The organism is Aminobacter sp. NyZ550 (assembly GCF_025628925.2).
GTDB classification, from domain to species: domain Bacteria; phylum Pseudomonadota; class Alphaproteobacteria; order Rhizobiales; family Rhizobiaceae; genus Aminobacter; species Aminobacter ciceronei.
The window spans coordinates 2,659,471-2,684,381 of the sequence record NZ_CP114190.1 but is presented as its reverse complement, the minus strand read 5'-3'; the positions used below and the strand labels follow the sequence as shown (position 1 = coordinate 2,684,381).

The following is a 24,911-nucleotide window of genomic DNA, read 5'->3' as shown; positions in this document are numbered from 1 at the left end:
GGCCAGCGCACTTCGACCTGCAGCCGCCGCGGCTGCCGGATCGGCGAACGCCTTACCCTTTACTGGAACGAAATCATGGTTACCGATTTGGGATAACATGGGGTGATATGGGCGTCAACGGGAACTGGGCACACTTGGCCGTCACCAGCGCCCTTTCGGACCCTTTCGCGGCTTCCTGATTTTTATGATCCCTTAAGGCTAACGAAGTCTTACGTGGCCCAACGCTGCGGCCCGGTTTCCGTCTTGCCGCGCAAGGACCTAGCCCCTAGCGTTGAGGTGTCATCTGCATTGCCAGGGAGAGACAGCAAATCATGTCCGAGACCATGAAAGCCCGCGCTGCCAGCCTCGCCCATCTGCGCCGTTCGAAACTCGGCGTCGGCGACCCGATCCCGGTGCCGCTGACCATGGCCTCGATCTATCACGCGCCCGGCGACGCGACGGGCTTCAACCAGTATGGCCGCTTCAGCAACGCCAACTGGTCGGCCACCGAAGAGATGCTCGGCCATCTGGAGGGGGCGCCTTGCGTGGCATTTCCCTCAGGCATGGGGGCTATTTCGGCCGCCTTCTTCGCCTTGCTCAAGACCGGCGACCGTATCCTCGTCGCCTCGGACGGCTATCACACGACGCGCATCCTGGCCGATCGCTTCCTCGGCGCCTTCGGCGTCAAGACCGACGTGCGGCCGACGGCAAGCTTTCTCGATGGCGGCTTCCAAGGCTACCGCCTCGTCTTCATCGAAAGCCCGTCCAACCCGACGCTCGACATCTGCGACATCGCGGCCGTGGCGGATGCCGTGCACAAGGCCGGCGGCCTGCTTATCGTCGACAACACCACGATGACGCCCTTCGGCCAGCGCCCGCTCGACCTCGGCGCCGACATCGTCGTCGCCGCCGACACCAAGGCGCCCAACGGCCATTCCGACGTGCTGTTCGGCCATGTCGCCAGCCGCGATCCGGACATCGTCGCCGCCGTCACCGAATGGCGACAGAATGCCGGCGGCATTCCCGGCCCGTTCGAGGCCTGGCTGGTGCATCGCGGCCTGGAAACGCTCGAGTTGCGCTTCGACCGCATGTGTTCGACAGCCGAAATCATCGCGCCGCGCCTCAATGCGCACCCGGCCGTCAGCGGCTTGCGCTTCCCAGGACTGGAAGGCGACCCGTCGCACAATCTGGCCCGTGTCCAGATGGACCGCTTCGGCTTCCTGATCAGCTTCGATCTCGGCTCCGAGGAGCGGGCGGAAGCCTTCATCAATGGCTGCGAACTGATGCATGCTGCCACCTCTTTCGGTGGCGTGCACACCGTCGCCGAGCGCAGGCTGCGCCGCGGCGACGCAGTTACGCCGGGTTTCGTCAGGCTGTCGGTCGGCTGCGAGCCGGCGGAGGAGCTGTGGACCGCGATGAAGGCATCGCTGGACAGGCTGGACGGTTGACGGCAGTCAGGACGACGAAACGTCGTCGACCGAGATACCACTATGGCCATGAAGGACGCACAGGATGTCTACGCGCCCGCCTCCAACACGACAGAAAATGACATGATCGACCTCGGCCAATCACATGCCCCGGGGCGCGGCCTCCGCGCCCTTGAATCAAGACACGCGAGATCGGCCACAAGCGATTGAAGGCATGGGCAAAGAGGCAAGCGCCAGCTGGCCTGTAAGCCGGGTTCTGTATGGCCCCCGCGCCTTGCAGCACGGGAACGTGGCGACCATTCTTCTTGGGCGCATGTTGCCATGCGCCTCACGCAACCTACCCGGGCGGTGAGCCGGAAACAGCCCTGAGGGTTTCCCCTCGCACCACCCCTATTCGGTTTTGCTCCCGGTGGGGTTTACCTTGCCGCTCCTGTTGCCAGTCGCGCGGTGGGCTCTTACCCCACCCTTTCACCCTTACCGCGAAAATCGCGGCGGTTTGCTTTCTGTGGCACTTTCCCTGGGGTCGCCCCCGCCGGCCATTAACCGGCACCGTGTATCCATGGAGCCCGGACTTTCCTCACCCGCTGCCTTTCGGCAATTGCGGGTGCGGCCGCCCGGCCAGCTGGCAAGGCGTATAGAATGGTTCACACGGCAAAAGGCAAATGAAAACATTCGCCTTCAGCGCACTCTGCGTCCGAATGGACGCACCCCGGACGCTCCAACTCGCTACATCTGCGCATCGTGCTTTCCGAAAATCGCAAACGATTTTCGAGCCGATGCGGCGGGATCCCCGAGCGGTTATCCGCCGATGCGGGCCTGGACTTTCTTGCAGTAGGCGGCGGAAACCGGGTTCATGCGCTTGGCACCGTGGCCGGCATTGTACTTCAGGATTGTGCCGCAAGTCGTGCCGCCGGAAAGCTCGTGAGCCTTGGCAAGGTACTTCATGCCGAACTTGATATTGGTCTCGGGGTTGAACAGGCCCTTGGCCGAACCGCTGTAACCCATCATGCGGGCAGTCGACGGCTTGATCTGCATCAGTCCGATTTCGCCGGCGCTGCCGCGGACGTTGGGGCGGTAGTTGCTTTCGACGCTGATCACGGCATGGGCGAGCGAAACCGGAACGCCGTAGGACGAAGCGTAGCGCGCGACGATCTCACCGTAAGGTGCGTTCGCCTTGGCGGCCTTGGCCGACTTGCCAGCCTGCTCCTTCAGCGACTTCGCGCCCTTGGCGCCGATCGAGGCGGTCGTGAAATTGTCGACGGCGGTTTCCTTTTTGGCGCTGCAGCCGAACAGATATGGGCAATCGTCGCCGATCTTGTTTGCCTTGGCTGCACTGGCTTTCTTGCTGGTTTCGATGATCGCCTTCGAGGCCCTGACTGCGCCGTCCTGGGCGTGAGCGGCAAAAGAGGTCAGGCCGGCGGCACATGCCACCGCTAAAACGGTCAAATTCTTCATATTATCCTTGTTCTCGAACAGGCCGAACGACAGCCGAAAGCCGTCGCGCAGCATCCCTTCCTAAACGCCGGAGGGCCCTCTTACGGGGCATGGCAGATTTAGCCGGCGCCTTGCACGGAAATGCATGTGACGGGGGAACTGGCGGGAAAAATGACCGGACAAGTCACAATGCGTGACAGGTTGTAATCTGGCGAATCACCAACCCAGGGCTAGTCAAGCCCGCCGGGAAGCGCCGCAAGTAGCCGCCGCAGCGTCGACACGGTCGATGAATCGACCACGCCGTCGACGCAGCTGGTGCGGAAGTGACGTTGAAAAGCCTGAACAGTTACAACCGTTTGCGCGTCGAGGCGGCCGGTGATCTCGACGCCGTAACCATAGAGCGCGAGCATCGATTGCAGCTCCTCGACAGCCGCCCCGCCGTCGCCCGGTTGCAGCAGCGCGCGCCCTTTGCGCGGCGAAGGTGCGACCCAATGACCTATGCCGGACTGGGCCAGCATCCGCCACGAAAACTTCTCGCCGGGGTCGACCTTGCGTCCCAGGGCGACGTCGGAATGCGCCAGGACGCGCTCCGGCGCCACATTGTGGCGCTCGGCGATGCCGAGGCAGAGCTCGATCACCGCCCGCATCTGACGCCTGGGAAACGCGCGGTAGCCGAGCGCATGGCCCGGATTGACGATCTCGATGCCGACCGAGCAGGAGTTGATGTCGGTTTCGCCGCGCCAGGAGCTCTTGCCGGCATGCCAGGCGCGGTCGCCTTCGCGCACCATCTGAACGATGCGTCCGTCCTCATGCACCAGATAGTGCGACGACACTTCGCTTTCGGGATTGCACAGCCAGGACTCCGCACCATCGCCGGTTTCCATACCGGTGTAGTGCAGCACGATCATGTCGGGCTTCATCCCGTCGCGCCGCTGCCCGAAATTGGGCGAAAGCCGTACCTCGGCATGCGGTTGGTCGGGTTGAAAACCGCTCATGCGTGCCGGAGTCCCCTTTCGATCATCTCGTAGGCCGCATTGATCGCGGCGATGCGGGTGGTGGCGATCCTGATGAACTCTTCCGGCAGGCCGCGCGCGATCAGCTTATCGGGATGATTGCTGGCGACAAGCTTGCGGTAGTGTTTGCGCACATCTTCGAACGGCTTGCCGCGCTCGATGCCGAGCACACGATAGGGATCGGTGTCGCCGAGATCGAGATGGCGCGCCACGATGGTCTGGTAGTGCACCTCGTCGATGCGGAAGATCTCGGAGACCCGATGGAGGAAGCTGCCCTCGCACTGGTGCATCATGCCGTCGGCCTTGGCGATGTGGAACAGGCCGTCGAGAATGTCCTCCAGCATTCCGCAATTGGAATGGCCGGAACCGCACAGCTTGGCCATGCGTTCGGCGTAAAACTCGAAGCCGGCGACGTCCTGCTGGGCAATGTCGTAGAGTCGCGCGACGTCGCGCGCATGCTCGGGCGGGACCGCAAATATTTCGTAGAAGGCGCGCACCTCGGCCTGAGAAACAACCCCATCGGCCTTGGCCATCTTCGCCGACAGCGCGATCATCGCCACTGAAAACGCCACGCGGCGGCGGGTTTCCGCGTCTCCGGAAAAGACGGTGCGCACGGCCTCGACGACGTCCGCGACGCCATTTGCCGCCGACGCAGAGATACGCGCGATGAAGTCGCCGAGACGGTCCCAAATCGACATGGCCGCTTCTTAGGATGAAACATTCGCAAATGCGAGATGCCTTGGTGCCGCGCGCATAACTTTGTCGGCAACAGTCCGGCATCTGGACCAAAATTCTTGCCCAATGGAATTTTCACGACGCAAAAGCCAGCCGCCGCTATCGATCTGCGTCATGGATGCACGCAACACCACCCAGCCGGCACGCACGGTCTCCCGTGAGACGATTGGCCTTGCCTTGGGCACGCTCGGCGTCGTCATCTTCGGCGGCACCCTGCCGGCGACGCGCGTGGCTCTCGCAACCCTTTCGCCCCGGTTCGTCACCAACAGCCGCGCGGCAATGGCCTCGCTTGCAGCGGCCGCGCTGCTGCTCGTCCTGCGCAAGCGGTTCCCGAGGACGATGCGCCGGCATTGTTTCTCGCCGGCCTGCTTCTGGTCTTCGGCTTCCCGATCTTCTCCTCCATCGCCATGCAGGCGGTAGCGGCGTCCCATGGCGGTGTGGTTCTCGGCGTATTGCCGCTGACCACCAGCATCTTTGCCACCCTCATCGGCGGCGAGCGGCCATCCTCGCTTTTCTGGGCCTGCGGCGTCGCAGGCGCCGCTCTCGTCGTCACCTTCGCCATCAGCGACAGCGGCACGCAGCTGTCGTCAGGCGACCTGTTCCTGTTCCTCGCGGCCCTCTCGGCGAGCCTCGGCTACGTCGTGTCTGGCAAGCTGTCCCGCCGCATGCCGGGCTGGGAGGTCATCTGCTGGTCGCTGATCCTGACCGCGCCGATCTCCATAACAGGAGCCCTGCTGAGCTGGCATCCGGAGTTCGCCTCCGCCTCCTCGGCGCAGACATCTGCCTTCTTCTATCTTTGCTTCGGCTCGATGTTCCTCGGCTTCTTCGCCTGGAATGTCGGTCTCGGCATGGGCGGCATCGCCCGCGTCAGCCAGGTCCAGCTGCTGCAGACCTTCGTCACCCTCGCCATCTCCGCGTTCCTGCTTGGCGAACATGTCGGCGCAAGAACTCTCATCTTCGCGCTCGCCGTCATCGCGATCGTGGCGCTTGGCCGCCGGGCCCGGGTGACGCGCTAACCTCGACACAAAAGAAAAGCCCGGAGCGATGCTCCGGGCTTGCCTCCTCCGGCAACTTTACTGCGCGGGTGCAGCCGGCTCGACGGGCTTGGGCTGCAACGGATCGGTGTTCTGCATCTCGCCGCTCGTGCCGCTCTCCGGTGCCGGTGTAATGCTCTTGGTCGTGGTGTTGTCGGTCGCCGGCGGCGAGGCCTCGGGCGTGGCCGGTGCCGGGTTCACAGGAGCCGGCTGTTCGGTCACAGGCGGTTTCACGCTTTCAGTGGTCGTGCTGTCGGTGCCGCTGTCACTACAGGCGGCGACGCCGAACAGCGCAATGGCGGAAACCGACGCGAGAATGAACTTCTTCATAACAATCTCCTTTCGAGAACGGCCCGTTGAACGGGCGTCGGAGATGAAATGCGCGAGGTCCCGCACGGTTTCGTAACGTTCGGTTGCGCCCTGACACATAAGCGCCTGTCGTGCCGCCGTCATCGCACCGTCACCGCATTGTCACGCCGGTAGGCTACCCGCTGCGCCCAACAACGAAGCGGGGAATCGCATTTCCATGACCGACGTTTCCGGAGAACTTGTCTTTCGTCGCGGCAAGAAAGTTGGAAAGGCGGTTTACCAGAACCGCGTACTTTCGAAGGAAGGCCTGTCCGAGCGGCTGTTTGCGCTGCTGTTTTCGGGCCTCGTCTATCCGCAGATCTGGGAAGATCCCGACGTCGACATGGAGGCCATGCAGCTTGGCGAGGGCCACAGGATCGTCACCATCGCCTCGGGCGGCTGTAACATTCTCGCCTATCTTACTCGCTCGCCGGCCAGGATCGACGCCGTCGATCTCAACGGTGCCCACATTGCGCTGAACCGAATGAAGCTGGCCGCGGTACGCCACCTGCCAACGCAGGGCGACCTGTTCCGCTTCTTCGGCGAAACCGATGTCGAGCACAACTCGCATGCCTATGACCGCTTCATCGCGCCGCATCTCGATGCTTCGAGCCGCGCCTACTGGGAGCGCCGCAGCTGGCGCGGCAAGCGCCGCATCGCCACCTTCAACGGCAATTTCTACAAGACCGGCCTGCTTGGCCTGTTCATCGCTGCCGGTCACCGCGTCGCCAAACTCTACGGCGTCGACCCGGCCGCCATCATGGCCACCGGCAGCCAGCAGGAGCAGCGCCGCTTCTTCGACGAAAAGATCGCGCCGGTGTTCGAGCGCCGCATGCTGCGCTTCATCACGTCGCGCAAATCCTCGCTGTTCGGTCTCGGCATCCCGCCGGCGCAATACGACTCGCTTCTGACTTCGGGCGACGGCTCGATGGCCGGCGTGCTCAAGGCGCGGTTGGAAAAGCTCGCCTGCGACTTCCCGCTCGAAAGCAACTATTTCGCCTGGCAGGCCTTCGCTCGCCGCTACCCCAAGCCCGGCGAAGCCGCCCTGCCCGCCTATCTCGAGCAGGACAATTACGCCACGATCCGCGCGAGCGTCGATCGTGTCACCGTCCACCATGCCAACTTCACCGAACTTCTGGCCGACAAGGATGCCGGTTCCGTCGACCGCTACATCCTGCTCGACGCCCAGGACTGGATGAGCGACGAGCAACTCAACGCGCTGTGGACCGAAATTACGCGCACGGCCGCGCCGGGCGCCCGCGTCATCTTCCGCACCGCGGCGGAACCCAGCCTGCTGCCAGGCCGCCTGTCGCCGGCATTGCTCGACCAGTGGACCTACGAGGAACGGGCCTCGCGCGATTACACCGCCCGCGACCGCTCGGCGATCTATGGCGGCTTCCACCTTTATGTGAAGAAATCCTGATGAGCACGCCCGAGCTTTCGGCCGGCCATTCCGGGCTGATGGACAGCGTCTACCGGCATCAACGCCACATCTACGACCTGACGCGCAAATACTACCTGCTCGGCCGCGACCGCATGATTTCGGAGCTCGCTCCGCCCAAGGGCGGCACCGTGCTCGAACTCGGTTGCGGCACCGGACGCAACCTGATCCTTGCCGCGAGGCGGTTTCCCGATGCCCACTTCTACGGCCTCGACATTTCAGCCGAGATGCTGGTCACCGCCAGAGCATCGATCGCCCGTGCCGGCCTGTCGGATCGCATTTCGCTGGCGCAGGGCGACGCGACCTCGTTCGACGCCGCATCCCTGTTCGGTCGAGCCGGCTTCGACCGCATCTTCGTTTCCTATTCACTGTCGATGATCCCCGGCTGGGAGCGCTCGGTGTCGGCGGCCCTCGCCGCTTCCACGGGTTCCGTCCATGTCGTCGACTTCGGCCAGCAAGAAGGGTTGCCCGGCTGGTTCCGCAAGCTGCTGCGTCGCTGGCTGGCCAAGTTTCATGTCGCCCCGCGCGAGACGCTCGCCTCCGACATAGCTGCGCAGGCCCGCGCCGCCGGAAAGAGCTGCCGCTTCACCTCGCTCTACCGCGGTTATGCCTGGCTCATCGTCGTCGGCGGCGCCAAGCCTATCTGAGTGCTGCCACCAAAGCCGACAGCATCGCCTGCGGCTTGTAGCGCAGCTTGGACGGCGTCAGGCCGAGCCGGACGACCACCAGATTGGCCGAAGGCACCATCGCCACAGTCTGGCCGTCATGGCCCTGCATCCAGAAGGTGTCGTCGGGAAGATCGAAGCCGACATCGGGATCCTCGCCTTCCGGCGTGCCGCCTTCCGGCCCCTGCAGCCACAACTGGCCGCGGCCATACTCACCTATCGGGGCTGCAGGAGCCTTCTCGCGCATCCAGGCGACATAGCCTTCGGGCAGGATGCGCGCGCCGTTCCAGACACCATCCTGCAGCAGGAACTGGCCGAAGCGCGCCCAATCATGCGCCGAGGCGTAGAGATAGGACGATCCGGCGAAGGTGCCGCGCGCATCGGCCTCCAGCACCGCACTGGTCATGCCGAGCGGACCGAACAGTTTTTCGCGTGGCCAGGACAGGGCCTTGGCCGGATCGCCGACGGCGTCCTGCCAGAGGCGCGACAAAAGCAAGGTCGTGCCGCTGGAATAGGAGAATTTCTTGCCGACTTCGGCGGCCAGAGGCTTGGCCGCGGCGAAGCTTGCCATGTCTGGCTCGAGATAGAGCATGCGCGTGACGTCGGTGACGTCGCCGTAATCCTCGTTGAACTCCAGCCCGCTCGACATCGCCATGAGGTCGGCCAGGCTGATTTCGGCGCGGCCATCGGCCTTCCACGGCTCGAACAGCTCCGTCTTGTCGACCGACATCTTGCCGTCGGCGACGAGCGTGCCGATGATCGCGGCCGTCACAGTCTTGGTCATCGACCAGCCGAGCAGCGGGGTCGAAGAAGCAAAACCCTCGCCATAACGTTCGCCGACGATCCGGCCGTTCTGCACGACGACGATGGCGCGCATGCCGGGGCCGGCCAGTGCCGCATCGTCAAGTACGGCCGTGATCGCCGGGTTCTGCGAGGCATCGACCTTCTCGCCCTCAGGCCACAGCGCCTCGGCATCGGCCGCGGGTGCGACCGGTACGGAACCCAGCGCAGCGGCGGCAATGTCACCGTCCGGCACGTTGCTGCAACCAGCGCCGTCATGGGCAACGGCAAGTCCTCTGCCGAAGACGCCGAACAGGCCCGCGCGCACCGTGCCGGCGCTCTGGTCGACGCTCACCGACATCAGCCGGAGCAATGGATGACCCGGTGCCTGGACATCGTCGGCCAGCACCTGATTGGCGTCGCGGCCGGCGAGGAAGACATTGGAACAGACGATCTTGGCGGCATAGCCGGAGCCGACACGGATCAGCGCCGGGGGCGCAAAGTACAACCAGGCCGACAAGCCGGCGACCACAAGGACAATGAGGGCGACCAGCCATTTCAGGATCTTGCCGATGATGCGCATAGCTTTCCCCGCCCCCTACGTCATGCGTCCGCCATGGAATTGCCGTCATTCCTCCGCCAAATCTTTGAGGCTGTCGAGCGCGATCAACGGTTTATCAACCATGATCGGCGATCACAGAGGGGGATGTGCGGTGTCTCGGGGAAACCGCTGATCCATCGGAATAGTATCCGGGCCGCAGGGCCTGCCCCATGAACGATATGCTCTGGCCGGTTCCTGCCGGCCGCAAGGAGAAGTAATGCGCCGCGCTTCGGCTCTTGTGCTGCTCGCCTTCCTCGGCGCTTGCTCGACCTCCGACACCCTGTCGCTTGGCCCCGTCGGCAATGCCGGCAACATGGCCTCCGTTTCGGTCAAGAACCCACGCTTCAGCGACAGCGATCCGCACCAGTGGGAAAGCGGCGCCCCGTGGACCTACGCCATCCATGGCACCGATGTCTCCAAGTACCAGACCTCGATCGACTGGCACCAGGCCAAGGGCAGCGGCATTTCGTTTGCCTTCATCAAGGCCACCGAGGGCGGCGACCGCGTCGACGACTATTTCGCCGAGCACTGGCGCGAAACCAAGTCCGCCGGCGTGCCGCGCGGCGCCTACCATTTCTATTATTTCTGCAGGCCTGCCGCCGAGCAGGCGCGCTGGTTCATCCAGAACGTACCGAATGAGCACTCGTCGCTGCCGCCGATCCTCGACATGGAATGGAACCCGCAGTCGCCGAGCTGCAAGCTGCGTCCGCCTGCCGCCACCGTGCGCAGCGAGATGAAGATCTTCCTCGAAATGGTCGAGAACCACTACGGCAAAAAGCCGATCATCTACACCTCGATCGATTTCTTCGACGACAATAACCTGTCGACGTTCCGCGGTTATCCATACTGGCTGCGCTCGGTCGCAGGCCACCCGACGTCGCGTTATGGCAGTCACCCCTTCACCTTCTGGCAGTACACCGGTACCGGTGTCGTGCCTGGGATCAGGGGCGACGCCGACATCAACGTCTTCAACGGCAGCGAAGCCCACTGGAGGAAGTGGCTCGCCGCCAACACCAGATAGTCCGGACTGCACCTCCGGGCTGCGCATTTCGCATGGCAGATGCGACAAGAAGAGGGGGTGCGGCCCTCGCCCGGGTTCTGTAGAAGGCGCGGCAAGACATTGAGCTGGCCGTCTGCCTGCTTTCGCCGTTCCGCGAAGGCCCGGCCGGTCAAGCAGGAGAGCTGCCCATGAAGTTGCTGAGCAAGGCGATGGTCGCCGCCCTTATTGCCACCGCCGTTATGCCGGCAAACGCGCAGAATACCGCTGCCGTCACCCCTGCCGCGCCGGCAGCGACGCTGGAATGCGGCGACGACTTCGCCACCTGGAAACAGAACATTGCCAACGAAGCCCGGGCCGCAGGCGTTGGTGAAAAGGGCCTTTCGGCTCTGGCGAATGCCACCCTCGACCCCAAGGTGCTCGAGCGCGACCGCGCCCAGGGCGTGTTCGCCCAGACCTTCACCCAATTCTCCGAGCGCATGATCAGCGACTACCGGCTGAAGCATGGTGCCGCCAACCTGCAGAAATACGGCCAGTATTTCACCATGGCCGAACAGGAATTCGGCGTGCCCGGCCCGGTCATCGCCGCCTTCTGGGCGCTGGAGACCGATTTCGGCGCGGTGCAGGGCAACTTCAACTCGCTCAACGCGCTGGTGACGCTGGCGCATGACTGCCGCCGCCCGGACCTGTTCCGGCCGCAGGTCATCCCGCTGATCACGCTGATCGACCGCAACGTGCTGCCGGCCGACGTCCAGGGCGCCTGGGCCGGCGAAATCGGCCAGACTCAGATCCTGCCGTCCGACTATCTGGCGCGCGGTGTCGACGGTGACGGCGACGGCATCGTCGACCTGCGCAACACTCCCGCCGACGTCATCCTGACGACCGGCAAGAAGATTCAGTCGCGCGGCTGGAAGCGCGGCGAGCCGTGGATCGAAGAGGTTCGGGTACCGGCCGAAATGGCCTGGGAAGAAACCGGCCGCACCAACAAACAGCCGCTGTCGAAATGGGCGGCTATGGGTGTCACAATGCGCGACGGCACGCCGCTCAAGGACACCGGCCTCAAGGCAGGCATCGTGCTGCCGATGGGCCGCAAGGGTCCAGCCTTCCTGACCTATGACAATTACGACGTCTATCTCGAATGGAACCAGTCGGCGACCTACACGCTGACGGCAGCCCACCTCGCCGCCCGCCTCGCCGGCCAGCCGGCCTTCGACCGCGGCAATCCCGACGCCGGCCTGACGGGCGACGCCATGAAGGCGTTACAGCAGAAGCTTCACGACAGAGGCTACGACGTCGGCGGCATCGACGGAATTTTGGGCACCAACACCCGTGAAGCCATCCGCCAGGAGCAGATGCGCCTCAAGCTGCCCGTCGACGGTTGGCCGACAGACGAGCTGCTGGCGGATCTGTAAGGGAATAGGGAGGGATACCAACGCCTTGCCGTTGGAACCTCTCTATTCGCTATTCGCTTCCAAACAACTCCGCCACGCTGCCGTGCCTTGGTTTCCAGCCAAGCTCGGCTCGCGCCTTGTCACCGCCCAGCCGCTGGCTGATGGCATAGCCGCGTGCCCACTCGCCGAGCCGCTCCGCAGCCTCATCGACGGCAGTAGCGCGGACTGCCGGTTGCCCCATTCCCAGGTACTGCGCCACGGCTGAGGCGATGTCGCCCACGCTCATGCCTTCAATAGCCGAACCGTTGTAGACGGAGCCAGGCCGCGCTTTCTCCATGACCCGCACATAGAGGTCGGCAAGGTCCTCGGCATGGACGAGCGGCCAGACGACATCTGTCGATCCGATGACGTCGACGGTGCCGTCCTTGCGCAGAGCATCCATGTAGGACGAGAACACCCCGCCCTCGCCGGAATAGACCATCGCCGGATGAACCACGGTGCTTTCCACCTCCGGCGCCAAGAGCACGCGGTTCATGTTCTCGATCATCCAGCCGAAGGCCGGCAGCGGATCGAACGGGCTGTCTTCAGTCGCGGCCCGCTCCCCAGTTGCACCGAACAGCCAGCAGCCGCCGGTATAGACGAAGCGCGGCCGCTTCGGCATCGCACCGAGCACCGGCAGCAGCGCGTCAAGCAAGGCCGTCTCGACCTCGCCCATGTCGTCGCCGAAGTCGGCAGCGGCATGGATCACGGCATCGACTGGTGGAAGCTTGCCGGCCCATTCGCGCGGAGTGCGCAGGTCGCCGAGCAGCGGCGTGGCACCTGCAGACTTGAGGCGTTCAGCCGACGCTTGGGAACGAGCGAGGCCGATCACATCGTGGCCGCCCTCCACCAGGCGCTGCAGGATATGGCGACCGATGAAGCCGGTGCCGCCGAGAAGGAAAACATCCATGGGAATAGTCACTTAGCGAATGGTGGGCAACGAGTGGTGAGATGCGTAGATCGGGACGCGCCCAAGGCTATTCAAGCCACGATCATTGTTTGCCTGTTCGCTCTTCCCTTCCCTCACTCCGCCGCCATTGTCTCCAGGCTGGCAAAGCCCTGCGGCGCGTCGCCCTCGTCGAACGGCGTCGTCACCTCGACGAAGGTGTCGGGGTAGAAGCCGTTGAAGCGGGTCCGGAGCGACAGCGAGTAGGCGCCGATATGGCCGATCTCGATCCAGTCGCCGGTGTCGATGGTCTCGGGCAGCCAGAACGGCCGGGACAGGATGTCGACGGAATCGCAGGTCGCCCCGCACACCTTGAACGGCACGATATTGCCTGCATCACCGTTGCGGGCGCGGATCGCCGGATCGGGGATGAAGCGCGCCGGCAGCGTGATCTTGCCGGTCCAGGAGTCCGACAGCGACGCCCAGATGCCGTCATTGATGTAGAGCCGCCTGCCCTTGCGCAAAAGCACCCGCACGATCAGCGACAGACACCGCGCCACGATCACCCGCCCCGGCTCGGCGACGAGCGGCATTTCATCGAAATTGTATTCCTTGAGGTCGCCGCGCAAGCGCGACATGATCTGCCCGATCGACGGCATGACCGGCTTCTTCGAGTTCGGATCATGGCCATATTCCGCCGGAAAGCCGCCGCCGACGTCGAGCCCGGCGAGGTCGAACGACACGCGATTGCGCACCCAGTCGACCGAGGCGAGCGCCCGCTCATAGGTGTCGGGGTCCTCGATTTGGCTGCCGACATGGAAGCATAGCCCGACCTTGTAGCCGTTGCGGTTGAGCCGTTCGCACAGCTCGACGGCGTTGGCTGGGCCTGCCCCGAACTTCTTCGACAGCTCATAAGCCGCCGAGCCCTTGGTCTGGACCCGCACGAAGACGGTGATCGCACCGGGGTCGATGTCCAGCGCCCGGACGACCCGGTTCAGCTTGTTGATCTCGTCCTCGTGGTCGACCGCGATCACCCTGATGCCATAGGTCTCCAGCGCCAGACGGATGTCCGACTGCGCCTTGACCGGATGCATGTAGATCATCTCGGCCTCGGCGGAGACCTCCCTCACCGCAGCGAACTCGCCTGGCGAGGCCACGTCGAACATCGTCACGCCGGCCTCGACCAGCGCCTTGAGCACGATCAGTTCGCCATTGGTCTTCACCGCATAGGCGGTCCTGCCGGGAAACATCTCCATGAAGGCGCGCGCGTCGGTCTTCAACACTTCCGGCCGGAAGCAATAGACGGGGGCATCGGGGCGAAGAGCGAGGGCTGCCTCGCGTGCATTCTCGAATCGCTGCATGGAAGCTCCTCGTTTGCCGGCCAAAATCTAAACCAAGCGGTCCGCGATGCAACCCGACAGGGCTTGGCAGGAGTGTTGCGTCAGCCAAAGGAATCGGGTGGCCCTACCCAGGAATCGCGCGTAGCTGTCGAATGTGACGAAGCGAAGAAGGAAGCGGACATGAGTGCACGCGACTGGGCCAGGCTGATGCTTCTGGGGGCGATCTGGGGCGGATCGTTCTTCTGCGTGCACATCGCGGTCGCCGAGATCGCGCCGCTCAAGCTCGTCCTGTTCAGAGTGCTGATCGCCGGGGCGGCACTCCAGCTGTTCCTTCTGCTGCGCGGCCCCTCCTTCCGCCTTGCTTTCCCCCATCTCGGCACGCTGTTCGTGCTCGCGGTGCTCAACAACGTCATCCCGTTCACGCTGATCTGCCTCGGCCAGACCGAGATCGGCGCCGGCCTTGCCTCGGTGCTCAATGCCACGACGCCGTTCTGGACACTGGTCATCGCCAACGCCTTCACCAGCGACGAGAAGCTGAACTGGAACAAGTTGGCCGGCATCGGATTGGGCATCGCTGGCACCGCCATCATGGTCGGGCCGGGCATCGTTGCCGGGCTCGGCGGCCCTGTCTGGGCCAAGTTCGCCCTTGTCGGCGCTTCGTTATCCTACGCCTTCGCCCTGATGGTGGCGCGCCGGCTGCGGGGCGTGCCGCCGGCAATCATCGCCACCGGCCAACTGACGGCCTCATCGGTCATCATGATCCCGCTGGTCCTGATACTGTACGGCACCTCTGGCCTGTTTGCCGCCAGCACCAATGCGTGGCTGGCAACGTTTGTCTTGGCGCTGGTCGCCACCGCCTTCGCCTACATCCTGTTCTTCAAGCTGGTGGCTTCGGCCGGCGCCACCAACACCTCACTGGTGACGCTGATCGTGCCGGCGAGCGCCATGCTCTTGTCGGTAAGCTTCCTCGGCGAGCGGCTCGAGGCCTTCGAACTGGGCGGCATGGCGCTGATCGCGCTCGGGCTCGTCACCATCGACGGACGTCTGTTCAAGCGGCGCCAGCCGGCGGGCGCGTGAGCGAAATCGGGTCGCCATTGGGGAGAGCAATGCCCAGCTCGGGATTGCTGCAGCGCCGTCTTTCGCCTTCCGAAAAGGTGATTGGGCACTGTCGTGGCTAATCGATTTGCCACAATTTCTTCACAACCCTTGCCGGTGTGTTTACCAAGCAAATCCAACGGCTAAGCGTGAGAAACGCGTCGCATTTTCCACAATCTTGTCGCAATGCAGCACATTTTTCGCTTGTGTGTGACCGAAATGCCCCTAGATTCCGGCCTGTGGCTTGCAAACAGGAGGCTATGCATGGGACTGACTAGGTCAATCAATGCAGTCATGATTTGCGCTGCCTTTGCCTTCATCGGCGCGCTTATTGTCGGAGTTCTTCCATAGGCCGTTCAACGGCGGAAGACCAAAGCACCTCCAAGGTGGAAGCTTCGAAAAGGCCGGGATCACCCTCCCGGCCTTTTTGATTCCGCCCAGTCGGATTGCCGTCAGGCGGCTGCCGATCCCTGCACAACTGGCTGCGGCCGGATGCCGATCATGTGGCACACCGCCACCACCAGGTCGGCCCGGTTCATGGTGTAGAAATGGAAATCATTGACGCCGCGCTCGACGAGATCGAGCACCTGCTCCACCGCCACGGCCGACGCCACCAGCGCATGGGTCTGCGGGTCCTTGTCCAAGCCTTCGAAGCGCTCGGCCAGCCAGCCTGGCACATGGGCTCCGCAGCGCGAGGCAAAATTGGCAACCTGGGTGAAGCTGTGGATCGGCAGCACGCCGGGCACGATCGGAATGTAGATGCCGGCCTTGCGGGCACGCTCGACATAACGCTCGTAAAGATCGTTGTCGAAGAAGAACTGCGTCACCGCGCGCGTCGCGCCATTGTCGACCTTGCGCTTCAGCATGTCGAAATCGGTGACGAAATCAGGGCTTTCCGGATGCTTTTCCGGATAGGCCGAGACCGAGATGTCGAAATCGCCTTGCGCCTTCAACGCACCGACGAGTTCAGCGCCGTTGGCATAGCCGCCGGGATGCGGCTGGTAGGCAGCACCCACACCCTCCTTGGGGTCGCCGCGCAGCGCCACGAAGCGCTTCACACCCATGGCGGCAAACTCCGCGATCACCTGGTCTACCTCTTCGCGGGTGGCGTCGACGCAGGTCATGTGCGCAGCGGGTGTCAGCGTGGATTCGGTCAGAATGCGCTTGACCGTGCGGGCGGTGCGCTCGCGCGTCGAGCCGCCGGCGCCATAGGTCACCGAGACGAACTGCGGGCGCAGCGGCTCGAGCCGGGTCACGGTCTCCCACAGTCGCGCCTCCATGTCATCGTTCTTGGGCGGGAAGAACTCGAAGGAGACGCGAATCTTGTTGCCGATGTCGGAACGCCTGGAGAGCGGAAATTGGTTCATCAGGCAGTTTCCCTTTGGGCTTGCAGTTCAGGATTGGGATCGGCAACCAGCAGGCGCTTGTCGCGCGCCAGCCAGAGTTTGACGGTCAGGCTGGCTTTGGCCGAGCCGCGCGGTTCGAATTCCTGGGTCTCCTCGAGCTCAAGCCCGGCCTCGGACAGCCAGTCCTCGATCTGCCGGTCGGAAAAGCCGAGCCGCGCATGCGCATGCTCGGAGCGCAGGAAGTCGAGCCCGTGCGGGGCGAAGTCGACGATCACCAGCCGGCCCGAAGGGCGCAGCAGACGCGCCGCCTCCTGGATGGCGCGGGCGGGATCGTCGAGATAGTGCAGCACCTGGTGGACCGTCACGAGATCGAAGGCATCGCGCTCGACCGGCGGCGAGAAGATGTCGCCCTGGCGTACCTGCGCGTTGGCAATGCCCGCCTTGTCGAGATTGGCGCGGGCGACCGCCAGCATCTCGCGCGACTGGTCGATGCCGACGCCACGGCGATAGAGCGGGGCGAAAATTTCCAGCAGGCGCCCCGTGCCGGTGCCGAGGTCGAGCATCGACTGGAACGGCCGCTTGCCTACTAGCTTGACAAGGGCCGCCTCGACGGCACGATCGGGCGCATGCAGCGAGCGCAATTCGTCCCAGCTCGCGGCATTGGCGCTGAAGTAACGGGCCGCGCGCTCCTGGCGCTTGTGCTTGACGTCATCAAGACGCTCGAAATCGCGCACCACCTGGCTATCTGACGTATCGATGCTTGATACCAGCCCCTGCACGAAGCCACGCGCCTGGTCGGCGTCGGAAAGCCGGAAGAACGCCCAGGATCCTTCCTGGTAGCGATCGATCAGCCCCGCCTCGAGCAACAGCTTGAGATGACGCGAAACGCGCGGCTGCGACTGGCCCAGGATCTCGGTCAGGTCGGAAACCGTCAGGTCGCCACGTGAAAGCAGCGTCAGGATGCGAAGCCGGCTGGATTCGGCCGCCGCCTTCAAGGTATCTACCATGGTGTCGAGCGTCACATGCATCGGCTTTGGTTCTCGCCAAAAGACATAAACATATCTTTATGTGACGCAGCGAATGATTGCAACGCCCAATGTCGCATGCGGGCAAGAAAATGGCGCGACCGTGGGAGGCGGCATGAAGATGTTCGAACAGCGCGAGGGCGAAATCCCGCTCGCCGGCGATCCGGCGGCTGACGCCGACGACGCCCGCCTCGCCTATATCGGCCGCATCGCCTCGCCCTGGAAGCAGCGCGAGCACTGCCCCAAGAACATGAACGCCGCCCGCGAGCGTGGCGGTGGCGCGACCGTCACCGTCGACGTCCCCTACCGTGCCGGGCTCGCCGGCCTTGCCGGCTTCAGCCATGTCGTCGTGCTTAGCTGGTTCGAACAGGCGCCGCGGAATCTGATTGTCCAGAAACCGCGCCATGCCTCTGACGCGAAAGGCGTTTTTGCCCTGCGCTCGCCTGCCCGACCGAACCCTATCGGCCTTCACGTCGCGGCGATCGTCTCGCTCGACATGGAAAACGGCGTGATCGAGCTCGATGCCATCGATGCGTTGGATGGCACACCGGTCATCGACCTGAAACCCTACTTCGCTTCAGTCGACGCCATTCCCGACGCGACGCGTCCGAGCAAGGACGCCTGACCATGCCAGCCTCCACTGGCCGCCAACGTGCAGTGGCCAAATCGCTGACCGCGCTCCTGCCACTCGCGCCTTATGCCGACACGGAAGCCATCCGCGCCGACGCGCTCGCTGTGCATCTGAAGACGCTGCCGCCGTCGATCGCCGTGTGGCTGGCGACCGTCGCCCATGTCCGCCATGCCCATACCGACTACGAGAAGCTGCTGTCGGAGGGTTACGACCGCGATTCCGCCCGCTTCTTCGTCATCGACCAGGTCAACGCCACCCTCACCCGCTGGCGCGCTACCCGCCTGCTCGACGCAGACGAGGATTTGGAATGACCGGAACGCAGCCCAACAGCCGAAGTGCTGTGCCGCTCGACGAGCTCGACCGCCGTATCCTGGCCGCTCTGCAACAGGACAACCGGCTGTCCTTCGCCGAACTTGCCGAGCGGGTCGCCTCGTCGGCAGCCTCCTGCATGCGACGGGTCAAGCGCCTGCGCGATGCCGGTGTCATCATCGCCGACGTTTCGATCCTCGATCCTGTAGCCGTCGGCAAATCGCTGACAGCGGTGATCAACATCGACCTCGAGGCCGAGCAGCGCGATCTTGTCGACGCGTTCAAGCGGCAGATGCGCGCAGCGCCCGAAGTGACCCAATGCTACATGGTGACGGGCGGCGCCGATTTCGTGGTGATCGTCAACGTCGAAGACATCGACGCTTATGAGGCATTCACCCGCAAGTGGCTCTACTCCAATCCCAACATACGCAAGTTCCGCTCGATGATCATGCTGGACCGCGTCAAGTTCGAACCGCGCGTCGCCGTATAACTGCATTCGCTCTTCAAACGGCTCGACTGCATTGCTCTTGTTTCAGCAAGGCCGGGATTTTGATCAGCCTGCGTCATCTGGCCCGGCATTTTGACCGAAATGGCGTATCGCGAGGCGGCATAGTCCGGTCAATCATCCTGGACGCGGAGAACCAGCGACAATGGACGTCAAGCCACAGCAATTGCCGGCGATCGAACCCCGCCACGTGGATCCGCATGCCTATCCCCAAGGCATCGCCTTCCTCGACGACCAATATCTGCCGATGTCGGAAGCCAAGATCTCGGTACTCGACTGGGGCTTCCTGCATTCGGACGCGACCTACGACACTGTCCATGTCTGGAACGGCGCCTTCTTCCGGCTCGACCTGCATATCGAGCGCTTTTTCAGCGGGCTGGAGCGGCTGCGTATGTCGATCCCCTTCGACCGGGCTGGCGTCACCGAGATCCTGCACAATTGCGTGGCGCTGTCAGGGCATCGCTCGGCCTATGTCGAGATGCTGTGCACCCGCGGCGCCTCGCCGAACTTCAGCCGCGACCCGCGCGACGCCACCAACCGTTTCATGGCCTTCGCCGTGCCGTTCGGCTCTGTCGCCAATCCTGAGCAGCTAGAGCGCGGCCTGCATGTGTCGATCAGCCAGCGCGTGCGGATCCCGCCGGCCTCGATCGACCCCGCAATCAAGAACTACCACTGGCTCGACCTCGTGTGTGGCCTCTATGATGCCTATGACAACAACGCCGAGACGGCACTGCTGCTCGACTTCAACGGCAATGTCGCCGAGGGCCCGGGCTTCAATGTCTTTGCCGTGAAGAACGGGCGCCTGGCGACGCCGGCAACCGGCGTCCTGCCCGGCATCACCCGGCGCAGCGTCTTCGACCTCTGTGCCGAAGCCGGCCTTGTCGCCGAAGCCGTTATCGTCAGCGTCGATGCATTGCTTGGCGCCGACGAGGTGTTCATCACCTCGACCGCCGGCGGAATCATGCCGGTGACCAAGATCGACGGGACTGACGTTGCCAATGGCAAGGTTGGCCCTGTTACCACAAGGCTGAAAGACGCCTATTGGGCGAAACACGACGACCCCGACTGGTCGATGCCGGTCACCTATCCCTGACCGGTAGGGGCTGTGCTCACGCCCTGTAGATCCACTGCTCGGGCACCCGCACCGAGACCTCTTCGCCGGCCGCAATCACACCGGGCTTCTCGACCCAGCCGACAAGCCCGCGCAGCCGGCGCGACACTTTCGGGAACAGCAGCGAGCCGGCGTCGTGGTCGACCATGCCGGCATGCTCGGCGATCGAGCGACCGGCAACGCGGCACGGCGCGTTCTGGCCGTCGATCTTGATCGTCACGCCACCCTTGAAGAACAGCATGGTGCCCGAGGGCAGCATCGACAGCATCGGCACGCCCTCGAGCAGGAGATTGGCGCCGATCCACTCCGGTTTGATCTCGGCAAGGCCCATGCGCTCGGCGACGATTGCCATCTCGTCGGGTGCGACGATCGACAGCTGCCGCTCGTTGCGCATCTCGGTGCCTCGCGGATACCACGGCTCGCGCCCGCCGGAGCGCCTGGTGTGACCAGCATGGACATCGCCGACGATGCCCTCGAAGGTCAGCGGCAGCGTTTCCACCGCCCAGGTGACGAAATGGTCTTCCGGCGCGGTGTAGACACCGGCAACGCGCGCCGCGAATTTGCGGCCCGGCAGGATTTCAGGTTCGCCCTCGCGGTGCATGGTCGGGTCGAGCATCTTTAGCCTTCTCGGTTTAGCGGCATGACCCGGGAAATCCAGACAAAAAGCCTGATCCCGGCGATCATCCGAACTGATCGATCCCCTGGTCGCCCCTTCACATCATGCGGACCAGCGCGCCGCCGATCGAGTAGCCGGCGCCGAAGGCGCAGATCAACCCGTGGTCGCCCGCCTTCATGTCCTCGTGGTTTTCCTTGAGCGCGATGACCGCACCGGCCGCCGCCGTGTTGCCCAGCCGCTCCAGCACCATCGGCGCCTTGTCGTGGTCGGCATCATGGCCGAGCGCCAGCTTCAGGATCATCGCGTTCATCCGCGCATTGGCCTGGTGCAGCCAGTAGCGCCTGATGTCGGACGGTGTCATGCCGTGGTCGGCGAGAAAGGCGGTGATGAAGCGATGCGCCGCATGGGTCACCTCCTTGAACACCTTGTTGCCGACCTGCTTGATCATGTTGCCCTCCATCTCGACGACGGAGGTGTTTTCCTGTCCGGCACGCAGCAGGAAGCCGAAATTGGTGCGGATATTGTTGGAGAACTGCGTCCAGTTGCGCGTGTCGAGCATCTCGAAGCGCCCCGGCCGGGTCTCCTTGGGTCCAATTGCCTCGACGACCATCGCCACCGAGGCGTCGCCGAAGATGAAATGCGTCTGGCGGTCACGGAAATTGAGGTGCCCGGTGATGATCTCGGGCGTCACAATCAGCACGCGCTTCTGTCCGCCCGAGCGGACGAGATTGAAAGCGACGTGCAGGGCGGCCGCCGCCGACGAGCAGCCGAGGCTCATGTCGAAGGCAGCACCCTCGATGCCGAGCTCCTTCTGGATCTCGATCGAGATCGCCGGATAAGGTCGCTGCTGGTGCGAGGCGGCGCAGATCACCATGTCGATGTCGGCGCCGGTGAGCCCGGCATGGGCGAGCGCCTCGCGTGCCGAGGCAACACCGAACTCGGCCTCGACCGAAAGGACGTCGTCGGCGCGCGGCGCGATGCGCGGCGTCATCCGCTCAGGGTCGAGAATGCCGTCGAGCGTGTGGACGTGCCGATTCTTCACGCCGGAGGCATAGACGATGAAGTCGCTGTCCGATCTCTTGATCGGCTCCTGCCCTGCGGCTTCGCGCTTGATGTTCTCGATGTCGGCCCAGGCGTTGAAGCTCTCGACAAGTTCGTCGTTGCTGATCGTTGCCTGGGGAATTTCGACGCCGATGCCACTGATGATGACGCGATGCATAAGACCGTCCATGCCTGAATTTCCGCAGCATGCCCGATAGCAGTTACCGCTTCGGAAAAACCCATGCTCCAGCGACGAAAATGGAGCCATCAGGCCCCGGCGCATCCTGCCCCCGTCTCCAGCAGACTCGCCAAGTGCAGATTACGTCACATGGAGGCGTTCGAATACGCCCTGAACGCAACACTCGCCCCGATATCCCGCCCTATGCTCGCTGTGCCACCAGGAAGATCCTGGGAAAGCGCAACAGCACCTTGCCGTCGGCGGCGGGCGGATAGGCAGCGGCGATGCGCGCCGTGTAGGCGGCGAGATAGGCTTCGCGCTCGGCCGGTTCGAGCGGATCGACGAAGGGCTTGAGCCCCGTTCCCTTGACCCACTCGACGATCGCCGCGGCGTCCGCCAGCGGGTGGTTGTAGACGGTGTGCCAGATGTCGACCCGCGCCGACAGCGGCACGAGCAGGTCATAATATGAAACGACCGATGGCAATTGCGCGCGGGCGGCGCCTGCGATCCTTGCGGCGAAGGGCACTGCGGCTGCGGTCTCGCGCATCGCCATATGCGACGGCTCGCCGATATTGTCGGGCATCTGCACTGCGAGGTACCCGCCCGGGGCGAGCAGCGTCATCAGGCGTGCCAGAACGGCCTGATGGTCCGGCAGCCACTGGAACACGGCATTGGCGAAGATCACGTCGACGGGCTCGTCGGGCGTCCAGTCGCGCGCATTGGCGAGCTGGAACTCTACATCGGGCAGCCGACGCCTGGCCTGCTCGATCATGTCGGGCGACGTGTCGAAGCCGGACACCGTCGAATCCGGCCAGCGCTCGACCAGAAGCTCGGTCGAATTGCCCGGCCCACAGCCGATGTCGACCACTCTTCTCGGCCGCTCCAGCGGGATTTGCGCCAGAAGGTCCCGGGACGGCCGCGTCCGCTCGTCCTCGAATTTGAGATATTGCGCGGCGGACCAGTCCTTCATGTCGGGGACTCCAGAAGCAATTCCGGGAAGTGCGAGGGCGTTTTCCGTCTCGCTACGCAAAGCAGCGGGCAGAAAACAAAAAACGCCCCGCTTTTTGGGCGGGGCGTTTTCTTGGTCTGTCAGCGCGTCAGGCGCTTGTGGCTCATCCGGTGCGGGGTGGCCGCATCGGCGCCGAGACGACGGATCTTGTCCTTCTCGTACTCTTCGAAGTTGCCTTCGAACCACTCGACATGCGCATCGCCTTCATAGGCCAGCATGTGGGTGGCCATGCGGTCGAGGAACATACGATCGTGGGAGATGATGACGGCGCAGCCGGCATATGCTTCCAGTGCGTCTTCGAGCGCGCCCAGCGTCTCGGTGTCGAGATCGTTGGTCGGTTCGTCGAGCAGCAGCACGTTGCCGCCGTTCTTCAGCATCTTGGCGAGGTGGACGCGGTTGCGCTGACCACCCGACAGGTTGCCGACGCGCTGCTGCTGGTCGCCACCGCGGAAGTTGAACGACGAGCAATAGGCGCGACTGTTTACTTCATGCTTGCCGAGCTTGATGACTTCGGCGCCGCCAGAAATCTCTTCCCAGACCGTCTTGGTCGGGTCGAGCGCATCGCGGCTCTGGTCGACATAACCGAGCTTGACGGTCTCGCCGACGCGGATCGTGCCGCTATCGGGCGTTTCCTGGCCGGTGATCATCCTGAACAGCGTGGTCTTGCCCGCGCCGTTGGGGCCGATGACGCCGACGATGCCGCCGGGCGGCAGCTTGAAGTTCAGGTTTTCGATCAAAAGCTCGTCGCCATAACCCTTGTTCACGCTATCGACCTCGATCACCACATTGCCGAGGCGTTCGCCGGCCGGGATGACGATCTGCGTGTCGGTCGGCTTGCGATTCTGCGACTGCTCGACCAACTCCTCATAGGCCTTGATACGCGCCTTCGACTTGGTCTGGCGTGCCTTGGGCGAGGATGCGATCCACTCGCGCTCGCGCCAGATCGCCTTCTGGCGCGAATCGTCTTCGCGACCTTCCTGGATCAGGCGCTTGGCCTTGGCGTCGAGATATTTGGTGTAGTTGCCCTCATAAGGGATGCCGCGGCCACGATCGAGTTCGAGGATCCAGCCGGTGACGTTGTCGAGGAAGTAGCGATCATGGGTGATGATCAGCACCGAGCCTGGATAGTCGCGCAGGTGCTTTTCCAGCCAGGCCGTGGTCTCGGCGTCGAGGTGGTTGGTCGGTTCGTCGAGCAGCAGAAGGTCGGGCTGTTCGAGCAGCAAGCGGCACAGCGCGATGCGGCGGCGTTCGCCACCCGACAGCTGGGTCACTTCAGAATCGCCGGGCGGGCACTGCAGGGCGTCCATCGCCATCTCGACCTGCTGTTCCAGGTCCCACAGGTTGAGACGATCCATCTCGTCCTGCAGCTTGGCGCCCTCGTCGGCGGTCTCGTCGGAGTAGTTCATCATCAGCTCGTTGTAGCGCTCGATGATGGCGGTCTTCTTGGAGACACCGTCCATGACGTTCTCGAACACGGTCTTGGCCGGATCGAGATGCGGCTCCTGCGCCAGGTAGCCGACGGTGGCGCCGTCAGCCAGCCAGGCTTCGCCCGACCATTCCTTGTCGAGGCCGGCCATGATCTTGAGCACGGTCGACTTGCCCGCGCCGTTGGGGCCGAGGATGCCGATCTTGGCATCCGGGTAGAACGACAGGTTGAGGTTTTCCAGCACCTTCTTGGTGCCGTAGGACTTGGTCAGTCCCGACATGTGATAGATGAACTGGCGTGCCACGCGCGCGTATCCTGCTTCAGGTGAACGGAGATTTGCGCGCTATGTAGGCCATCCTACCCCAAACGGCAAATGCTTTCGGGGCGAACATCGCGATGACACGCGCGTCCGAGCACTGTCCGGACACCACGCCTCGGTCGTGCCCGCGCCAACAGGCAGAGGACCATCCAGATCACCTTGGTGGTATTCTTGCCAAGGCAATATCTAA

General features: G+C 63.8%; 25 protein-coding genes and 1 other RNA gene. 12 read left to right on the top strand and 14 right to left on the bottom strand.

From position 1 onward, the window contains the following. The first annotated feature begins 311 nt into the window (after positions 1 to 311). A complete protein-coding gene (locus N7E70_RS13140; protein WP_263006619.1) occupies positions 312 to 1,427 on the top strand; it encodes a cystathionine gamma-lyase in 1,116 nt (371 codons plus the stop codon). A gap of 208 nt (positions 1,428 to 1,635) precedes the next feature. Here N7E70_RS13140 and rnpB read toward each other — a convergent pair. From rnpB to N7E70_RS13120, 4 genes are all read right to left on the bottom strand, one after another. After that, positions 1,636 to 2,032: RNase P RNA component class A (gene rnpB / locus N7E70_RS13135), an RNA gene on the bottom strand. Positions 2,033 to 2,204: 172 nt separating this feature from the next. Then, a complete protein-coding gene (locus tag N7E70_RS13130; RefSeq protein ID WP_083948550.1) occupies positions 2,205 to 2,915 on the bottom strand; it encodes a lytic transglycosylase domain-containing protein in 711 nt (236 codons plus the stop codon). 155 nt (positions 2,916 to 3,070) lie between these two features. After that, the gene (locus N7E70_RS13125) at positions 3,071 to 3,835 is read right to left on the bottom strand and encodes an N-acetylmuramoyl-L-alanine amidase (RefSeq protein WP_154386691.1); all 765 of its coding nucleotides are present in this window, start codon (positions 3,833 to 3,835) and stop codon (positions 3,071 to 3,073) included. Then, positions 3,832 to 4,551: a J domain-containing protein gene (locus tag N7E70_RS13120; protein WP_115731414.1), complete on the bottom strand. Its 720-nt coding sequence runs from the start codon at positions 4,549 to 4,551 to the stop codon at positions 3,832 to 3,834. Before N7E70_RS13120 ends, N7E70_RS13125 begins: the two co-directional genes overlap by 4 nt. Before the next feature lie 151 nt (positions 4,552 to 4,702). Here N7E70_RS13120 and N7E70_RS30845 point away from each other — a divergent pair, with 151 nt between their 5' ends. Next, positions 4,703 to 5,008, top strand: coding sequence for a hypothetical protein (locus N7E70_RS30845; RefSeq protein WP_331461930.1), 306 nt, complete (start codon positions 4,703 to 4,705; stop codon positions 5,006 to 5,008). Beyond that, the gene (locus N7E70_RS13115; RefSeq protein WP_331461929.1) at positions 4,939 to 5,604 is read left to right on the top strand and encodes a DMT family transporter; all 666 of its coding nucleotides are present in this window, start codon (positions 4,939 to 4,941) and stop codon (positions 5,602 to 5,604) included. The genes N7E70_RS30845 and N7E70_RS13115 overlap by 70 nt, the downstream gene beginning before the upstream one ends. Before the next feature lie 57 nt (positions 5,605 to 5,661). On the opposite strand, the gene N7E70_RS13110 is transcribed toward N7E70_RS13115, so the two are convergent. After that, complete coding sequence (locus N7E70_RS13110) at positions 5,662 to 5,952, bottom strand: hypothetical protein (protein ID WP_263006618.1); 291 nt, start codon at positions 5,950 to 5,952, stop codon at positions 5,662 to 5,664. Between the two features lie 196 nt (positions 5,953 to 6,148). Between N7E70_RS13110 and N7E70_RS13105 the strand changes: the two genes are divergently transcribed. Together N7E70_RS13105 and N7E70_RS13100 are read left to right on the top strand one after the other, a co-directional pair. Next, the gene (locus N7E70_RS13105) at positions 6,149 to 7,393 is read left to right on the top strand and encodes a DUF3419 family protein (protein WP_263006617.1); all 1,245 of its coding nucleotides are present in this window, start codon (positions 6,149 to 6,151) and stop codon (positions 7,391 to 7,393) included. Further along, positions 7,393 to 8,058: a class I SAM-dependent methyltransferase gene (locus N7E70_RS13100; protein ID WP_263006616.1), complete on the top strand. Its 666-nt coding sequence runs from the start codon at positions 7,393 to 7,395 to the stop codon at positions 8,056 to 8,058. Before N7E70_RS13105 ends, N7E70_RS13100 begins: the two co-directional genes overlap by 1 nt. On the opposite strand, the gene N7E70_RS13095 is transcribed toward N7E70_RS13100, so the two are convergent. Continuing rightward, entirely contained in the window at positions 8,051 to 9,439 is a 1,389-nt protein-coding gene (locus N7E70_RS13095) for a serine hydrolase domain-containing protein (RefSeq protein ID WP_263006615.1), read from the bottom strand. The genes N7E70_RS13100 and N7E70_RS13095 overlap by 8 nt on opposite strands. A 235-nt stretch (positions 9,440 to 9,674) precedes the next feature. Between N7E70_RS13095 and N7E70_RS13090 the strand changes: the two genes are divergently transcribed. Together N7E70_RS13090 and N7E70_RS13085 are read left to right on the top strand one after the other, a co-directional pair. Continuing rightward, positions 9,675 to 10,478, top strand: a complete 804-nt coding sequence (locus tag N7E70_RS13090; RefSeq protein WP_263006614.1) for a glycoside hydrolase family 25 protein — start codon at positions 9,675 to 9,677, stop codon at positions 10,476 to 10,478. 167 nt (positions 10,479 to 10,645) lie between these two features. Next, complete coding sequence (locus N7E70_RS13085) at positions 10,646 to 11,866, top strand: lytic murein transglycosylase (RefSeq protein ID WP_263006613.1); 1,221 nt, start codon at positions 10,646 to 10,648, stop codon at positions 11,864 to 11,866. 49 nt (positions 11,867 to 11,915) lie between these two features. Here the strand turns inward: N7E70_RS13085 and N7E70_RS13080 are convergent, their stop codons facing one another. Together N7E70_RS13080 and N7E70_RS13075 are read right to left on the bottom strand one after the other, a co-directional pair. Next, positions 11,916 to 12,794 carry an NAD-dependent epimerase/dehydratase family protein gene (locus N7E70_RS13080; RefSeq protein WP_263006612.1) on the bottom strand — a complete coding sequence of 293 codons (879 nt, stop codon included), beginning with the start codon at positions 12,792 to 12,794 and terminating at the stop codon, positions 11,916 to 11,918. Positions 12,795 to 12,907: 113 nt separating this feature from the next. After that, positions 12,908 to 14,131 carry an alanine racemase gene (locus N7E70_RS13075; protein WP_263006611.1) on the bottom strand — a complete coding sequence of 408 codons (1,224 nt, stop codon included), beginning with the start codon at positions 14,129 to 14,131 and terminating at the stop codon, positions 12,908 to 12,910. A gap of 159 nt (positions 14,132 to 14,290) precedes the next feature. Between N7E70_RS13075 and N7E70_RS13070 the strand changes: the two genes are divergently transcribed. Beyond that, complete coding sequence (locus N7E70_RS13070) at positions 14,291 to 15,187, top strand: DMT family transporter (RefSeq protein ID WP_263006610.1); 897 nt, start codon at positions 14,291 to 14,293, stop codon at positions 15,185 to 15,187. 470 nt (positions 15,188 to 15,657) lie between these two features. Here N7E70_RS13070 and metF read toward each other — a convergent pair whose 3' ends face one another. Both metF and N7E70_RS13060 read right to left on the bottom strand, forming a co-directional pair. Beyond that, the gene (gene metF / locus N7E70_RS13065; RefSeq protein ID WP_263006609.1) at positions 15,658 to 16,572 is read right to left on the bottom strand and encodes a methylenetetrahydrofolate reductase [NAD(P)H]; all 915 of its coding nucleotides are present in this window, start codon (positions 16,570 to 16,572) and stop codon (positions 15,658 to 15,660) included. After that, positions 16,572 to 17,579 carry an ArsR/SmtB family transcription factor gene (locus tag N7E70_RS13060; protein WP_263006608.1) on the bottom strand — a complete coding sequence of 336 codons (1,008 nt, stop codon included), beginning with the start codon at positions 17,577 to 17,579 and terminating at the stop codon, positions 16,572 to 16,574. Before N7E70_RS13060 ends, metF begins: the two co-directional genes overlap by 1 nt. 118 nt (positions 17,580 to 17,697) lie before the next feature. Between N7E70_RS13060 and tsaA the strand changes: the two genes are divergently transcribed. The 4 genes from tsaA to N7E70_RS13040 all read left to right on the top strand — a co-directional run bounded on the left by tsaA (position 17,698) and on the right by N7E70_RS13040 (position 20,114). Then, entirely contained in the window at positions 17,698 to 18,201 is a 504-nt protein-coding gene (gene tsaA, locus N7E70_RS13055; protein ID WP_154386710.1) for a tRNA (N6-threonylcarbamoyladenosine(37)-N6)-methyltransferase TrmO, read from the top strand. A gap of 2 nt (positions 18,202 to 18,203) precedes the next feature. Next, positions 18,204 to 18,518 carry a DUF2293 domain-containing protein gene (locus N7E70_RS13050; RefSeq protein ID WP_067960323.1) on the top strand — a complete coding sequence of 105 codons (315 nt, stop codon included), beginning with the start codon at positions 18,204 to 18,206 and terminating at the stop codon, positions 18,516 to 18,518. Continuing rightward, entirely contained in the window at positions 18,515 to 19,006 is a 492-nt protein-coding gene (locus N7E70_RS13045) for an Lrp/AsnC family transcriptional regulator (protein ID WP_154386698.1), read from the top strand. Before N7E70_RS13050 ends, N7E70_RS13045 begins: the two co-directional genes overlap by 4 nt. Before the next feature lie 160 nt (positions 19,007 to 19,166). Beyond that, positions 19,167 to 20,114 (top strand): aminotransferase class IV, encoded by a 948-nt coding sequence (locus tag N7E70_RS13040; RefSeq protein ID WP_154386699.1) that lies wholly within the window; start codon positions 19,167 to 19,169, stop codon positions 20,112 to 20,114. 16 nt (positions 20,115 to 20,130) lie between these two features. Here the strand turns inward: N7E70_RS13040 and N7E70_RS13035 are convergent, their stop codons facing one another. The 4 genes from N7E70_RS13035 to ettA form a co-directional block, all read right to left on the bottom strand. Beyond that, positions 20,131 to 20,748 carry an MOSC domain-containing protein gene (locus N7E70_RS13035; RefSeq protein ID WP_067960316.1) on the bottom strand — a complete coding sequence of 206 codons (618 nt, stop codon included), beginning with the start codon at positions 20,746 to 20,748 and terminating at the stop codon, positions 20,131 to 20,133. Between the two features lie 97 nt (positions 20,749 to 20,845). After that, positions 20,846 to 21,967, bottom strand: coding sequence for a beta-ketoacyl-ACP synthase III (locus N7E70_RS13030; RefSeq protein ID WP_154386711.1), 1,122 nt, complete (start codon positions 21,965 to 21,967; stop codon positions 20,846 to 20,848). 202 nt (positions 21,968 to 22,169) lie between these two features. Then, positions 22,170 to 22,937, bottom strand: a complete 768-nt coding sequence (gene tam / locus N7E70_RS13025) for a trans-aconitate 2-methyltransferase (protein WP_067960308.1) — start codon at positions 22,935 to 22,937, stop codon at positions 22,170 to 22,172. A gap of 119 nt (positions 22,938 to 23,056) precedes the next feature. Further along, positions 23,057 to 24,706 carry an energy-dependent translational throttle protein EttA gene (gene ettA, locus N7E70_RS13020; protein WP_067960305.1) on the bottom strand — a complete coding sequence of 550 codons (1,650 nt, stop codon included), beginning with the start codon at positions 24,704 to 24,706 and terminating at the stop codon, positions 23,057 to 23,059. Positions 24,707 to 24,911 lie beyond the last annotated feature (205 nt).

What these genes read in the sequence shown, in the direction of transcription:
- N7E70_RS13140 (WP_263006619.1), top strand. Translation starts at nt 312, where the DNA reads ATGTCCGAGACCATGAAAGCCCGCGCTGCCAGCCTCGCCCATCTGCGC.
- N7E70_RS13130 (WP_083948550.1), bottom strand. Translation starts at nt 2,915, where the DNA reads ATGCTGCGCGACGGCTTTCGGCTGTCGTTCGGCCTGTTCGAGAACAAG.
- N7E70_RS13125 (WP_154386691.1), bottom strand. Translation starts at nt 3,835, where the DNA reads ATGAGCGGTTTTCAACCCGACCAACCGCATGCCGAGGTACGGCTTTCG.
- N7E70_RS13120 (WP_115731414.1), bottom strand. Translation starts at nt 4,551, where the DNA reads ATGTCGATTTGGGACCGTCTCGGCGACTTCATCGCGCGTATCTCTGCG.
- N7E70_RS30845 (WP_331461930.1), top strand. Translation starts at nt 4,703, where the DNA reads ATGGATGCACGCAACACCACCCAGCCGGCACGCACGGTCTCCCGTGAG.
- N7E70_RS13110 (WP_263006618.1), bottom strand. Translation starts at nt 5,952, where the DNA reads ATGAAGAAGTTCATTCTCGCGTCGGTTTCCGCCATTGCGCTGTTCGGC.
- N7E70_RS13105 (WP_263006617.1), top strand. Translation starts at nt 6,149, where the DNA reads ATGACCGACGTTTCCGGAGAACTTGTCTTTCGTCGCGGCAAGAAAGTT.
- N7E70_RS13100 (WP_263006616.1), top strand. Translation starts at nt 7,393, where the DNA reads ATGAGCACGCCCGAGCTTTCGGCCGGCCATTCCGGGCTGATGGACAGC.
- N7E70_RS13095 (WP_263006615.1), bottom strand. Translation starts at nt 9,439, where the DNA reads ATGCGCATCATCGGCAAGATCCTGAAATGGCTGGTCGCCCTCATTGTC.
- N7E70_RS13090 (WP_263006614.1), top strand. Translation starts at nt 9,675, where the DNA reads ATGCGCCGCGCTTCGGCTCTTGTGCTGCTCGCCTTCCTCGGCGCTTGC.
- N7E70_RS13085 (WP_263006613.1), top strand. Translation starts at nt 10,646, where the DNA reads ATGAAGTTGCTGAGCAAGGCGATGGTCGCCGCCCTTATTGCCACCGCC.
- N7E70_RS13080 (WP_263006612.1), bottom strand. Translation starts at nt 12,794, where the DNA reads ATGGATGTTTTCCTTCTCGGCGGCACCGGCTTCATCGGTCGCCATATC.
- N7E70_RS13075 (WP_263006611.1), bottom strand. Translation starts at nt 14,131, where the DNA reads ATGCAGCGATTCGAGAATGCACGCGAGGCAGCCCTCGCTCTTCGCCCC.
- N7E70_RS13070 (WP_263006610.1), top strand. Translation starts at nt 14,291, where the DNA reads ATGAGTGCACGCGACTGGGCCAGGCTGATGCTTCTGGGGGCGATCTGG.
- metF (WP_263006609.1), bottom strand. Translation starts at nt 16,572, where the DNA reads ATGAACCAATTTCCGCTCTCCAGGCGTTCCGACATCGGCAACAAGATT.
- N7E70_RS13060 (WP_263006608.1), bottom strand. Translation starts at nt 17,579, where the DNA reads ATGCATGTGACGCTCGACACCATGGTAGATACCTTGAAGGCGGCGGCC.
- tsaA (WP_154386710.1), top strand. Translation starts at nt 17,698, where the DNA reads ATGTTCGAACAGCGCGAGGGCGAAATCCCGCTCGCCGGCGATCCGGCG.
- N7E70_RS13050 (WP_067960323.1), top strand. Translation starts at nt 18,204, where the DNA reads ATGCCAGCCTCCACTGGCCGCCAACGTGCAGTGGCCAAATCGCTGACC.
- N7E70_RS13045 (WP_154386698.1), top strand. Translation starts at nt 18,515, where the DNA reads ATGACCGGAACGCAGCCCAACAGCCGAAGTGCTGTGCCGCTCGACGAG.
- N7E70_RS13040 (WP_154386699.1), top strand. Translation starts at nt 19,167, where the DNA reads ATGGACGTCAAGCCACAGCAATTGCCGGCGATCGAACCCCGCCACGTG.
- N7E70_RS13035 (WP_067960316.1), bottom strand. Translation starts at nt 20,748, where the DNA reads ATGCTCGACCCGACCATGCACCGCGAGGGCGAACCTGAAATCCTGCCG.
- N7E70_RS13030 (WP_154386711.1), bottom strand. Translation starts at nt 21,967, where the DNA reads ATGCATCGCGTCATCATCAGTGGCATCGGCGTCGAAATTCCCCAGGCA.
- tam (WP_067960308.1), bottom strand. Translation starts at nt 22,937, where the DNA reads ATGAAGGACTGGTCCGCCGCGCAATATCTCAAATTCGAGGACGAGCGG.